Origin of the sequence: Streptomyces sp. NPDC005492, from assembly GCF_040605995.1 — a bacterium.
Lineage (GTDB): Bacteria > Actinomycetota > Actinomycetes > Streptomycetales > Streptomycetaceae > Streptomyces.
This window is the reverse complement of record NZ_JBEXDX010000027.1, coordinates 61,704-74,837: the sequence shown is the minus strand read 5'-3', so window position 1 is coordinate 74,837 and position 13,134 is coordinate 61,704. Positions and strand designations below refer to the sequence as shown.

General features: G+C 69.5%; 10 protein-coding genes. 3 read left to right on the top strand and 7 right to left on the bottom strand.

Annotation, left to right across the window (positions count from 1 at the left end):
• The first annotated feature begins 8 nt into the window (after positions 1 to 8).
• Positions 9 to 713, top strand: coding sequence for an ABC transporter (locus tag ABZT04_RS30150; protein WP_356060171.1), 705 nt, complete (start codon positions 9 to 11; stop codon positions 711 to 713).
• Here ABZT04_RS30150 and mshD read toward each other — a convergent pair.
• On the bottom strand, positions 670 to 1,599 hold the full coding sequence (gene mshD / locus ABZT04_RS30145) for a mycothiol synthase (protein ID WP_356060130.1): 930 nt from the start codon (positions 1,597 to 1,599) through the stop codon (positions 670 to 672). The two genes, ABZT04_RS30150 and mshD, sit on opposite strands and share 44 nt — an antisense overlap.
• A 144-nt stretch (positions 1,600 to 1,743) precedes the next feature.
• Between mshD and ABZT04_RS30140 the strand changes: the two genes are divergently transcribed.
• Positions 1,744 to 3,561: a bifunctional metallophosphatase/5'-nucleotidase gene (locus ABZT04_RS30140; protein WP_356060129.1), complete on the top strand. Its 1,818-nt coding sequence runs from the start codon at positions 1,744 to 1,746 to the stop codon at positions 3,559 to 3,561.
• A gap of 1,203 nt (positions 3,562 to 4,764) precedes the next feature.
• Positions 4,765 to 6,609: an ABC transporter ATP-binding protein gene (locus ABZT04_RS30135; protein ID WP_356060128.1), complete on the top strand. Its 1,845-nt coding sequence runs from the start codon at positions 4,765 to 4,767 to the stop codon at positions 6,607 to 6,609.
• Here the strand turns inward: ABZT04_RS30135 and ABZT04_RS30130 are convergent.
• The 6 genes from ABZT04_RS30130 to ABZT04_RS30105 all read right to left on the bottom strand — a co-directional run bounded on the left by ABZT04_RS30130 (position 6,602) and on the right by ABZT04_RS30105 (position 13,091).
• The gene (locus ABZT04_RS30130; protein WP_356060127.1) at positions 6,602 to 7,324 is read right to left on the bottom strand and encodes a response regulator transcription factor; all 723 of its coding nucleotides are present in this window, start codon (positions 7,322 to 7,324) and stop codon (positions 6,602 to 6,604) included. The two genes, ABZT04_RS30135 and ABZT04_RS30130, sit on opposite strands and share 8 nt — an antisense overlap.
• A 116-nt stretch (positions 7,325 to 7,440) precedes the next feature.
• Complete coding sequence (locus ABZT04_RS30125; protein ID WP_356060126.1) at positions 7,441 to 7,593, bottom strand: hypothetical protein; 153 nt, start codon at positions 7,591 to 7,593, stop codon at positions 7,441 to 7,443.
• 325 nt (positions 7,594 to 7,918) lie between these two features.
• Positions 7,919 to 8,518: a PH domain-containing protein gene (locus ABZT04_RS30120; protein WP_356060125.1), complete on the bottom strand. Its 600-nt coding sequence runs from the start codon at positions 8,516 to 8,518 to the stop codon at positions 7,919 to 7,921.
• A gap of 57 nt (positions 8,519 to 8,575) precedes the next feature.
• On the bottom strand, positions 8,576 to 10,585 hold the full coding sequence (locus ABZT04_RS30115) for a pectinesterase family protein (protein ID WP_356060170.1): 2,010 nt from the start codon (positions 10,583 to 10,585) through the stop codon (positions 8,576 to 8,578).
• 272 nt (positions 10,586 to 10,857) lie between these two features.
• Positions 10,858 to 12,357 (bottom strand): HAMP domain-containing sensor histidine kinase, encoded by a 1,500-nt coding sequence (locus ABZT04_RS30110; RefSeq protein WP_356060124.1) that lies wholly within the window; start codon positions 12,355 to 12,357, stop codon positions 10,858 to 10,860.
• On the bottom strand, positions 12,354 to 13,091 hold the full coding sequence (locus tag ABZT04_RS30105) for a response regulator (RefSeq protein WP_019073726.1): 738 nt from the start codon (positions 13,089 to 13,091) through the stop codon (positions 12,354 to 12,356). Before ABZT04_RS30105 ends, ABZT04_RS30110 begins: the two co-directional genes overlap by 4 nt.
• Between the last annotated feature and the right edge of the window lie 43 nt (positions 13,092 to 13,134).

Here is a 13,134-nt window from a genome sequence, read left to right as displayed (position 1 = left end):
GTACAGAGATGTTGGGGCAGTTGGTGCGCCCGGTGCTGCGGGCGCTGCCCCGGCGGGCCCTCGGCGCGGGCACCGCCGCGGGACTGGTGCTGGCCTCGCTGCCGCGCCTGCTGGCGGACCATCCCAACCCGTGGACGGCGCTGCTCGTGCTGCGCGGCGCCGCGCTCGTCTTCGCCCTGGGCCTGACGTTCCTCCTGGACGACCCGGCCCGCCATGTGACCGCCGCGGTGCCGACCCGGCGCATGGTCCGCGGCGCCCTGCGCACCGCGCTGGTCGTCCCGCTCGCCGCACTGTGGTGGACGGCCGCCCTGCTGCTGATCCCGGCACAGGCCCGCCCCCCGGTCGGCGCCGTCACCCTGGAGGCGGCCGCCGCCGCGGTCGTCGCCCTCGCCGCCTCCGCCGCCGCCGTACGCCTCACCGACGAGCCGGAACCGGGTCAGCGGGTGGCCATCGCCCTCCTGGCCACATCCATGGCGGCGGCCCTGCTCCTCCCGGACAACTGGGGCCTGTTCGCCACCCCACAGGACAAGTGGTGGACCCCGGGCCACCACCACTGGGCGCTCGTCCTGGTGGGCGCGGTGGCGGTATGGGCGGGGTGCGGGCCGGAGCCGGTGCGGCGGGGGTGGTGGCGGCCGAGCGGGTTCCGGGCGAGCCCTCGAACCGGCCCGGCTACGACTCCGACCGGTACATCAGATCCGTCTCGTACGTCGTGAAGCCCAGCCGCTCGTACACCGACACCGCCGCCTTGTTGTCGGCATCGACGTAGAGCATCGCCGTCGGCAGCCCCTGTGCCGCGAGGTGCCGTAGGCCGATTGTCGTCAGCGCCTTGCCGAGGCCGGTGCCCTGGGCGTCCGGGAGGACCCCGACGACGTACACCTCGCCGCGCTGTTCCTCCGCGTGCACCTTGGTCCAGTGGAAGCCGACGAGTTCGCCGGCGCGCTCGGCGAGGAAGAAGCCGGTCGGGTCGAACCACGGCTCGGCGATCCGGTCGTCGAGGTCGCGCTGGGTGAGGGAGCCCTGCTCGGGGTGGTGGGCGAAGGCGGCGGCGTTGACCGCGAGCCAGGCCGCGTCGTCCTGGCCGGGGACGAAGGTCCGTACGGTCACGCCCTCCGGGAGGACCGGCTCCGGCAGTTCCAGATCGGTCAACGACCGCCGGAGCTGGCGGAGTTCACGGAACAGGGCGAGGCCGAGGACCTGGGCGAGATGGCGTGCGGCGGAGTGTCCGCCGTGCGCCCACACCCGCAGCCGCTTGCCCGAAGCGGCCAGCAGCGCCGCACCGAGCGCCCGCCCGTGTCCGTGCCCCCGCTCCGAGGGACGGACGACGAGTTCGGCGGTCGGCGCCTCCACCGGGTCGGTGTCCTCCAACTGCGCGTAGCCGACGAGTTCGTCGCCCAGGGTCAGCAGCAGATGCGAGACGCCCTGCCGTGCGCCGCCGCGCAGTTGGAGCCGGCCCTGCTCGGACACCGCCGGCTGTCCGTCGGTCCGGGCGGCCTCGGCGATCAGCGCGAGGACGGCCGCCGCCTGGTCCGGGGAGAGCGCGGAGTAGGTCTCGATGGAGCGGGAGGCGGGCGCGGGCCGTGCGGTGTCGTCGCTGGTCATGGGCATCAGGGTAAGCGGATGTACCGGCAAAGTGGCGGCAAAGAAGAAACCAGGATGTAACCAAGAACCCCCTGCCGTGCTACGCGCGTTGACCCTAGGCTGCGCCGGAACGTGGTGACTCTCAGCCGACTCACAGGGGGGCTCATGCCAGCCACTTCCCAGTTGTACCGCCCGCGCAGACGCCGTGTCGCAGGCCTGCTCGCCGCCGCCGCGAGCCTCGCCACGGCCGGTGCGCTGGCCGCCGCGCTGCCCGCCGACGCGCACGGCAACCCGCCCGGCCACGGATACGGCCACGGGGCCGGGCCCGGCCGCTACCAGGACGTCCAGCTCCTCTCCTTCAACGACCTGCACGGCAACCTGGAGCCGCCGTCCGGTTCCTCCGGCCGGGTCACCGAACTCCAGGCGGACGGCACGACGAAGACGATCGACGCGGGTGGGGTGGAGTACCTCGCGACCCATCTGCGGGACGCCCGCAAGGGCAACCCGTACTCGATCACCGCGGCCGGCGGCGACATGGTCGGCGCCTCCCCGCTGATCTCGGGTCTGTTCCACGACGAGCCGACCATCGAGGCCCTCAACAAGCTCGACCTGGACGTCACTTCGGTCGGCAACCACGAGTTCGACGAGGGCGCCGGGGAACTGGCGCGGCTCCAGAACGGCGGCTGCCACCCCACCGAGGGCTGCTACACGGACAAGAAGTTCCAGGGCGCCGACTTCCCCTACCTCGCGGCCAACGTCCTCGACGAGAAGACCGACAAGCCGATCCTGAAGCCCTATTGGGTGTGGAAGAAGAAGGACGTCAAGATCGGCTTCATCGGTGTGACCCTGGAGGGCACCCCGGGGATCGTCTCCGCCGACGGCGTCAAGGGCCTCCGGTTCAAGGACGAGGTCGAGACGATCAACAAGTACGCCAAGGTGTTGCAGAAGCAGGGCGTCAAGTCGATCGTCGCGCTGATCCACGAGGGCGGCTTCCCGGCCTCCGCGTCCTACAACTACGACTGCGACGCGTCCGGCGGCGGCTCCGGCATCTCCGGCCCGATCGTCGACATCGCGAAGAACGTCACCCCGGCCGTCGACGCCCTCGTCACCGGCCACACCCACAACGCGTACGTCTGCACCATCGACGACCCAAGTGGCAAGCCTCGTATGGTCACTTCGGCGGCCTCCTTCGGTCGCCTCTACACGGACACCACGCTGACGTACGACCGCAGGACCGGCGACATCGCGCGTACGGCGGTCAAGTCCGCGAACCACGTCGTCACCCGGGACGTGCCCAAGGCCGCCGACATGACCTCCCTGATCAGCAAGTGGAACACCCTCGCCGCTCCCATCGGCAACCGCGCGATCGGCTACATCTCCGCCGACGTCAACAGCACTGGCACCGAGTCCCCGATGGGCGACCTGATCGCCGACGCCCAACTCGCCTACGGCCGTGAGCTGGACCCGGAGACCGACCTCGCGCTGATGAACCCGGGCGGGGTGCGGGCGGGTCTGACCTACAAGGCGTCCGGTGCCGAGGGCGACGGTGTGGTGACGTACGCCGAGGGCTTCACGGTGCAGCCGTTCGCCAACACCGTGAACCTCCAGGACTTCACCGGTGCGCAGGTGGTCCAGGCGCTGAAGGAACAGGTGAGCGGGGCGAACGCGGCGGCGCCGAAGGTGCTCCAGGTGTCGTCCGGACTGACGTACACGCTGGACCTGACGAAGACGGGCGCGGACCGCGTGGTCACGGACTCGATTCGCCTGAACGGCGCGGCGATCGACCCGGCCGCCACCTACCGCGTCGCGACGAACAGCTTCCTCGCGGGCGGTGGTGACGGCTTCACGACGCTGGGGCAGGGCACCGGGGACCTGGTCGGGGCGGACGACCTGTCCGCGCTGGCGCGGTACTTGACGGCGCACTCGTCGGCGGCGAGCCCGCTGGTGCCTCCGGCGGCGAACCGGATCACCGTCGTGCAGTAGGAGGAGCCGACCCCTCGGGGGCCCGGTGCCGCAGGTCGGCGCCGGGCCCCCGCTGTTTTCCGTTCTAAATTCTGTGTGAGACCGGTTTCAGTTCCGCAAATTGCCTAAGAGTCTTCCACAGGAATCACTCAGGAAGGTCTAAGCGGAAAAGGCTTTTTCTGCGTCAGGAGTCCAGTAGTGTTTTCCATGTCGAAAGCGAACGGCGCAAACGACAGCAAGACGAACGAGACAAAGGAGAGCACCATGAGCTTCCACAAGATCGCCCCGGTGAAGAAGGCCCACAAGCCCGCCGCCCCGGCCCCGAAGAAGAAGGCGCACGTCCCGGCCCCGAAGCGGCGCCCGGTCGGCAACAAGTAAGCCACCCGCTGTAAGTCGTAGATAAATAAATCCTGGGAGGGAATTAATCATGAGCTTCAACAAGATTCACCCCATCAAGAAGACCCGCAAGCCCGCTCCGGCCCCCAAGAAGGCCGCCCCGAAGAAGCCCGCTCCGAAGCGTCGCCCCGTCGCCCACGAGGGCTGACAAAGAATTTACAGGCGTAATTCAAAGGCAATTGCAGCAGATCGGTAGAAGAACTGTTGCAGAACCGCAGCAGACACCGCAGCAGCAGAGAGGGACACAGACATGAGCTTCCACAAGATCGCCCCGGTCAAGAAGACCCGCAAGCCGGCCCCGGCCCCGAAGAAGCCCGCCCCCAAGAAGCCGGCGCACGCCCCGAAGCGTCGCCCCGTGGGCCAGAAGTAAGCAGCAGACCAGCACCCGAGCCAGACCGCAACAGGGAGGGAACCCACCATGAGCTTCCACAAGATCGCCCCGGTCAAGAAGACCCGCAAGCCCGCTCCGGCCCCGAAGAAGGCGCCCAAGAAGCCGGCGCCGGCGCCGAAGCGTCGCCCGGTCGGTCACAAGTAAGCAGTCCCGCGAGCCGCAGAAGACCCGCAGCACCCCACACCCGGCCCCAGGGCCGAACCCCCAGAGAGGGAACCCACCATGAGCTTCCACAAGATCGTCCCCGTCAAGAAGCACCGCAAGCCCGCCCCGGCCCCGAAGAAGCCCGCGCCCAAGAAGCCCGCGCCGAAGCGCCCCGTCGGCCACAAGGGCTGACCCGCCACACCCTGAGGCGGGGTCACCGGTTAGCGAGCGAACTCGCCCGGTGGCCCCGCCTCGGCCACGTCCGACCCACGCTCTGAAGGGAGTTGTTGACCATGAGGGAAGCCCGTGAGGCCTTCCGCCGTTTCTGGCCGCTGACCCGCGGTGACCGCAAGTGGCTCGCGGTGATCATCACGTGCGTCATCGTCTCGGCGCTCGCCGAGACCGCCGCGATCCTGCTCTTCGCGGACCTCACCGACAACGCCCTCAAGGCCGGTTCACTGTCCGAGTTCTGGGGCCCGGCCGCCGCCTGGCTGGGCGTCGCCGCGCTCGGCGCGCTGGTCGGCTACTTCGGCAACTCCCTGGCCACCTGGACCGCCGAACGCTTCGTCCTGCGCCTGCGCGCGAACGTCTTCCGCCACGTCCAGGACTTGCCACCCCACTTCTTCCAGAAGCACCGCCAGGGCGACCTGGTCGAACGCCTCACCGGAGACGTCGAGGCCATCGAGCAGATGGTCGTGTCCGGCGTGGTCGGCACCGTCTCGGCCGCGTTCTCCGCCGTCTTCTACGCCTGCGCCGCCCTGTACCTCCGCTGGGACCTGGCCCTGGCCACCTTCGTCCTCGCGCCCCTCTTCCTGCTCGCCGCCCGCCGCTTCTCCGGTCGTATCAAGCAGGCCTCGCAGGACGAGCGGGTCGCGGACGGCGCGATCACCTCGGTGGTCGAGGAGTCCCTCGGCAACGTGGTCCTCACCCAGGCGTACAACCGCCGCCGGGACGAGGAGAAGCGCCTCGACGTGGAGGCCCGCGCCTGGATGAAGGCGTCCGTCCGGGGCGCCCGACTCAGCGAGATGTACGAGCAGTTCGTCGAGGTCGTCGAAACCCTCTGCGTCCTGTCCGTCATCGGCCTCGGCGTGTGGGAGATCTCCGCCGACCGCATGACCCTCGGCGCGCTCCTGGCCTTCGCCGCCTTCATCGGCTACCTCTACCCCCCGGTCCGCAACCTCGGCCAGCTCGGCCTCACCCTCACCGCAGCCACCGCCGGCGCCGCCCGCATCAACGAGATCCTGGACGCCACCCCGTCCGTCGGCGACCCCCGCGAACCCGTCCCCGCCTGGCCCGTCCACGGCTGGGTCAGCTTCCACGGCGTGACCTTCCGCTACCCCGGCGCGCGCCGCGACTCGGTGAACGACGTCACCTTCCGGGCCGGCCCCGGCGAACTGGTCATCGTCACCGGCGAGAGCGGAGCGGGCAAGTCCACGCTCTCCAAACTCCTCACCCGTTTCTACGACCCCTCCGAGGGCGTGATCTGCCTGGACGGCGTCCCCCTCCGTGACGTACCCCTCGAATTCCTGCGCGAGAACGTGGCGTTGCTGCCCCAGCAGACCCTGATCCTCAACGGCACGATCCGGGAGAACATCGAGTGCGGCCGCCCGGGCGCGAGCGACGAGGAGATCGAGCGGGCCGCGAGGTCGGCGGCGGCGCACGACTTCATCGCCGCACTTCCCGAGGCCTACGACACCGAGATCGCCCCCGGCACGGCGGCGCTCTCCGGCGGCCAGTTGCAGCGGATCGCGATCGCCCGGGCGATGCTGCGCGAGGCACCGGTCCTTGTCCTGGACGAACCGACCGCGGGTCTCGACTCGGTGGCGGCCCGTCAGGTGATCCAGCCGCTGCGCCGCCTGATGTCCGGCCGTACGACCATCATGATCACCCACGACCTGAGCCTCGCCCCCGACGCCGACCGCATCCTGGTCGTCGACGGCGGCCGGCTCGTCGAGACCGGCACCCACGCGGAGCTGGTGGCCAGGGGCGGAGCGTACGCCCGGCTGGCCGGACCGCTCCCCGAAATGGCCATCACAGGACGGCAGTTGGAGGACACGATGACCCTGCGTCCGATCCGGCCGCAGGCACCGGCACCGGCCTCGGACGAGACGATGATCCTGAGGCTTCCCCTCAAGTAACGGTACGGAGGCTGTACCCGAGCCCCCGCACGGTGTGGATGAGCCGCGGTTCGCCGCGGCTCTCCAGTTTCCGGCGCAGGTACATGACGTAGACGTCGAGGGTGTTGGACGCGGGCTCGAAGTCGAAGCCCCAGACGTGCCGGTGGATCCGGGACCGGGTGAGTACGGTCGCCGGATGCCTCAACAGGTACTCCAGCAGCAGGAATTCGGTCCGGGTGAGGTCGAGCGGCCGGCCGGAGCGGGTGACGGTCCGGCCGCGCAGGTCCATGACGAGGTCGTGGAAGACAAGCTGTTCGAGCTCGGGAGACGGCTTCTCGGGCTCCCGCCGTGAGCTGCTGCGGCGCAGCAACGCCCGTACTCGCGCGAGGAGTTCCTCCACGGCGAACGGCTTGCTGAGATAGTCGTCGGCGCCGTTGTCGAGAGCCACGATCCGGTCGCCGACCGCGTCCCGTCCGGTGAGCATCAGGATCGGCACGGTGCACCCCGAGGCCCGGATGCGTCGCGTGGCGGCGAGCCCGTCCAGCTCCGGCATGGTGACGTCCATCAGCACCAGATCGGGCGCGGTGGCGTCCTCCGGTACGCCGACCAGATCCAGGACGGTACGCCCGTCCCCGGCGAGGACGGTCTCGTACCCCTCGAACCTGAGCAGCCGCCCGAGCCCTTCCCGTACGTCCACGTCGTCGTCGGCCAGCAGAACCGTTGTCTTCCGCGCCATCCGAACACGGTGGGACGGGCGGCTGTGCGGGGGCTGGCAGGGGGTTATGTGTGGGCTGGGGCTCGGGAGGAGGAAGGCGGAGACGAGGGCGAAGGCGGCGAAGAAGACGCCGAGCGTCACCATGTCGTCGCCCGCTCCCAGACCTTGCGGCGCTCGGCCCGCTCGCGGATGCGCACCTCGACCCCCGGGCGCGTCTCCCAGGTCATGCCCCAGGACCGGGCGGACAGGGACCGCAGGCGGGTCAACGACCGCGCGTCGGCACCGCGCACGGGACGGGACTCGACGCGCAGATCGTAGATCGCACCAGGCCCGTCTGCGCACGCGGAACACTCCCTGGACGGCGATCCCGTCGGCGCCGACGACGGTGCGCCCCAGTCGCACGAGGAGCACCACCCCAGACGCCGAGCAGGACAGGGAGCACCACGGCGAGCAGCCTGAACGGCACGGGGATGCCGTCGGCCCTTGTCGTCTGAAGAGCCGAGTTCCTCAGCACGAGCCACATGAAGAGGATCCGCCACCGGGACTGCTTCCGCCGCCTGCGGTACTCCCGCTGACCCTCCCCGGAGTCTGCTGAGGTGATCGTAGATCGGGAAACTATGCCAGGAACACGAGCGTGCCCAAGAGGGCGACGGCGGCTGCGACGCAGGTCAGTTCCAGGGTCGTGCGGTGTCGGGCGCGCCGTCGGATCAGGGTCTCCGTCTCGGGCCGCGGGTCCCAGGCCGTGCCTCGGTGCAGGGCGGCCGTGGTGCGCAGGCCAGCGAACTCGGTGTGGAAGTCCGGGAGTTGCCAGTCGTCGACATAGGGGAGAAGGATCCTGCGGCCGTCGATGCCGTAGAGGTAGGTCACCCACTTGGAGTCGTCCGTGGGACCGGCCGGGTTGGGCTCGGCCCGGATGTCGTAGACGCTGTGCCAGGTCCGCGTGACCGTTCGCACGGCGCCGCGCGCGGTGATGCCGCCCGGGCCCACGATCGTGCGGCCCCGCCACCCGAAAAGCAGCATGGAACCGAGCGAGGCCAGCAGGATCGCCGACAGCACCAGCCTGGGCCAGAGTCCGTCCTCGGCGGGGTTCACCGTCAGTTGCAGAACGCAGTTCGCGCCGACGACCACCATGACGGCGATCTTCCGCCAGGAGAGCCTCCTGCGCCTGCGGTACTCCCGCTCGATCCCGCGCCCGCCCCCGTCGTCCCCGCCCATCGACCCTCCCCAGAGTCTGTCCGGGAGTGATCGTACGGCGGGGACGTCTCCACCGTTCTACTGTGCCGTCGGCGTCCAGTCCCCCAGCCAGTCCGCGACCTCCTGGTCGGCGGCCTGGGTCGTGGTCAGCTGGGGCCTGTCGGTGCTTGAACTCCCGGCGCCCGCGCCCGAGTTGGCGTACTCGGCGAAGCGGTCGTCCTTCCAGGAGAAGCCGCCCATGTCGGACCAGGGGGTGGACTTGATCGCGGCGCTGAGGGTGCTGTCGCGGACGGTGGTCTGCGGGTCGACCGTGGTGCTGCCGCCGGGGTGCCAGTTGCGGCCGAGGTAGAAGCTGGCCGTCGACACGTCACCGTTGACCGTCGAGCGGTTGATGAGGATGCCCTTGCGGCCGGCCGGGGTGGAGGGAGCGGTGACGTACCCCGCGGAGGTGCCGTCCCACCGCTTCTTCAGGGTGATCACGGACCTGTCGACCACCGCGGTGGCCCGCCCGAAGACGAAGTCGACGTTGCCGGTGATGTAGGAGTTGGCGATGTAGACGCGGCCCAGTTTGTCGGCCGCGGCGGTCTCCATCTCCAGGGTGTCCTGGTCGCCGTTGACGATGACCCCGTCGAGGAAGATCTTGTCGGCCGAAGTCAGCAGCGCCACCGCCTGGTTGGAGATGTCCTGGTGCGCGGCCTCGTCGAAGTCGTTGGTGACGGTCAGGTTGCGCAGTTGCGAGTCGTCCGACTGGACGGAGACGGTGGCGCTGCCCGGAGTTCCGTACGTCCCCGAACCGTCGGGCTTCTTCGTACCGGCCGCGTTGTTGTAGACGATCACCGTGTCCTTACGGCTGCTGCCGGACCCCTGGATGGTGACGTGCGGCTTGTCCGCCGGGACCTTGACGGTCTCGCGGTACGTGCCCGGCTTGACGGAGATGACCACCCGCGAGGTGTTGCCGGCCGGTACGGCGTCAACGGCGGCCTGCACGGTGGCGTACTTCCCGCTGCCGTCCTTGGCGACGGTCAGGGTGGTCGCCGTGGTGGCCGCGGTCGTCGCGGATGCCGTGCCGATGGTGGAACGCGGGCCCGCACCGGACTTGAGCAGCGCCGGGACATCGGCGGTCTTGTCGAGCGTGTAGCCGTAGTAGCTCTTCGGGTCCCAGGCGGTGCCCGTGCCCCCGCTCTCGTTCCTGCCGCTGGTCCCGGAGAAGACGTTGCCGCGCTGGACGAGGGTGGCGGTCGTGTCGCGGATCACCGGGTTGTTCATGCCCTGGAAGTAGGAGTTCTCCAGGAGCATGTTGGTCTTGCCGCGGGCGTAGTTGCCGTAGGAGGAGGTGATGTCGGTGCCCGCGTCGTCCTCCAGGTAGTTGTTGTAGAGGTGCGCGTGGGCGACGTTGTCGGTGGACGGGTTGCGCTGCTCGGTCTCGCGGATCCAGTTGTGGTGGATCGTGATGTCCGCGGTGACGTTGTCGGTCCAGCCGATGCCGAAGGCCTTGTTCTCGGTGCTCAGCCTGTTCCACGACACGGTCAGATACGTCGTGTCCTTGCGGCTGTCGATGAGCCCGTCGGCCATGTGCCGGATGTCGTTGTGGTCGATCCAGACGTGGTGGGCGCCGTCCATCTGGATGCCGTCGTAGTCGTGGACCTTGTCGTTCCACACGCCCTGGTAGGCGTCGCGGATGGTGAGGTTCCGGATGATGACGTTGTGGACGCCCTCCCCGAGGAAGAACCCACCGCCGACGATCTGCCCGGCCGTCCCCGACCCTACGATGGTCTTGTTGCTCTGGACCTTGATCTCCTTGCCGACCGGGTCCATGTCGATGGTCGCCGCGACGACGATGACGTACGGGTCGGCGGCGGTCGCGTACTTCTCCAGGTCGGCCAGGGTCTTCACGGTGACGGTCTTGCCGTCCCGCCCGCCGTAGGTCCCGTTCTGCCCAAGGGCGTTGACGGAGGCGAAGCCGTCGGCGGTGGCGGTGGCCCAGGCGGGGGCGGCGGTCGCGGCGGAGGCCTTCTGCGAGCCGCCGCTCTGATAGGCCATGACTCCGGCGGCGGCCAGGGCGAGGGGGATGCCGGCCACCAGTGCCATGTTCCGTCTGCGGTGCCGGGCCTTGCTGCGGGTTCTGCTCACGGGCTGCGTCCGATCAAGTGAGGGTGGAGAGAGATCACTTGGTGGTCGCAGCCCGGGGCGGAAAGGTTGCCGGGATCTTTTTCACGGAGGAGAGGGCCCAGCTGCAAGTGGCAGATCCGTCCCGGTCGGTGCCACCGAACAGCCGTGACACCGAACGGTGTTGGGACTGATCTGCCCCTCACCGCAGGGCCGCGATCAGCAGCCCATCGTCCAAGGCGACGCGACGAGTGCTACGAGGCTTCCGGCGGCGCCGTCGGTGTCCCCGGCAGCCGTACCGTCGCCACCGTCCCGCCGCCCGGCGCGTGTGCGAGGGTCACCTCGCCGCCGGCCTGCTGGACCGTGCGGGCGACGATCGACAGGCCCAGGCCCGAGCCCGGCAGTGCCCGTGCGCTCGGGGAGCGCCAGAACCGGTCGAAGACGTGCGGGAGTTCCTCGGCGGGGATGCCGGGGCCGTGATCGCGGACGGTGAGGACACCGCGCGCGAGCTGGACCTCGATCGTGCCGCCCTCGGGGCTGAACTTCACCGCGTTGTCGAGGATGTTGACCACCGCGCGCTCCAGTGCGGAGGGCTCCGACTGGACGTACCACGGCTGTACGTCCGCCGTGATCGTCAACTCCGGGCCGCGCAGGCGGGCTCGGCGCAGGGCCGCTTCGACGGTGTCCTGGAGCGAGACCATCTGTACACGCTCACCCCGCTGGCCCTCCGAGCGGGACAGCTCCTGCAAGTCACCGATCAAGGACGCCAGTTCGGTCATCTGCGCCTTCACGGAGGCGAGCAGGGCCTTGCGGTCGGCCGGGGGGATCGGGCGGCCGGTCTCCTCGCTGCGGGTGAGGAGTTCGACGTTCGTACGGAGGGAGGTCAGCGGGGTGCGGAGTTCGTGACCGGCGTCGGCGATGAGCTGCTGCTGCAGCTCGCGGGAGTTGGCCAGGGACGCGGTCATCGAGTTGAACGAGCGGGAGAGACGGGCCACTTCGTCGTCGCTGTCCTCCTCGACCGGGATCCGTATGGTCAAGTCCTCGGTGCGGGCGACGTGTTCGACGGCCTCGGTGAGCTTGTCGACGGGGCGGAGGCCCGCACGGGCGACGGCGAGGCCGGCGGCTCCGGCGCCGATCACTCCGATACCGGAGACGAGGAGGAGGATGAGGGCGAGCTCGTTGAGGGTGTCCTGGGTGCTCTTGAGGGGGACCGCGACGGTAAGCGCGGTGTTGGAGTAAAGCTGGGGGAGACCCGGGCCCGCCCTGACGAGCAGGGGTGTGGTCAGCACGCGTACGGCATTGCCGTTTGAGTCGACGCCATTGCGGAACACCCCCTTGAGGGTGCTCGGGAGCGATGTGAGGGTACTCGCGTCCTTGATCACGTTCTTGTCGGTGCCGGTGACTTTGATGACGCCCGCCGAGTCCTGGGAGACGCAGAACTTCCCGCTGGACTTGACCAGTTGGAGATAGGTGGTCTGCGTCCGGATTCCGCTGAAACCGGTGTGGGTCGCGCTGCTGTGCGTGGTGTCCACGGTCTGCGGGCAACTGGCGAGGAAGCGCGTGACATCATCGAGCACCTGCGGCTGCGCCATCTGCCGCAGATCGGCGTCGACCTGCTCGTACAACTTCCCCTGCACAATGAACCAACAGGTGACCGAAACCGCCGCCACCGCGAACGCCACCGCCGCCGCGACCAGCATCGCCAGCCGCGACCGGATCGGCAGCGTGCGGAACCGGTGTACGAGCTTCTTCACTCCGCGCCGCCCTGCCGGAGCACATACCCGACCCCGCGCACCGTGTGCACGAGTCGCGGCTCGCCCCCCGCCTCCGTCTTGCGGCGCAGGTACATGACGTACACGTCGAGGGAGTTGGAGGACGGCTCGAAGTCGAAGCCCCAGACCGCCTTGAGGATCTGTTCGCGGGTGAGGACCTGCCGGGGGTGGGCCAGGAACATCTCCAGCAGCGTGAACTCGGTGCGGGTCAGTTCGACCTGGCGGCCGTTGCGGGTGACCTCGCGGGTCGCGAGGTCCATGCGGAGGTCGGCGAAGGTGAGGGAGTCGTCCTCGGGGGCCGTGCCGGCCGCGGCCGCCGCCGCGTACGAGCTGCGGCGGAGCAACGCCCGTACCCGCGCGAAGAGTTCGTCGAGTTCGAAGGGCTTGACCAGGTAGTCGTCGGCACCCGCGTCGAGGCCGGTCACCCGGTCGCCGACGGTGTCGCGGGCCGTGAGCATCAGGATCGGGGTGGTGGTGCCCGCCCCGCGCATACGGCGCGCGGCGGTCAGGCCGTCCATGCGCGGCATCTGGATGTCGAGGACGACCAGGTCGGGCTGGTAGGCGGTCGCCTTCTCCAGCGCGTCCGCGCCGTCGACGGCGACCTCGGTGTCGTATCCCTCGAAGGCGAGGCTGCGCTGGAGTGCTTCGCGTACCGCCGGTTCGTCGTCGACGATCAGGATGCGCTGGGTGTCACGGTCGCCTTCGGCGGGGCTCATGGGCTGGATTCCTCGGGTGCGGTGGGACAGGGAGACAACGATC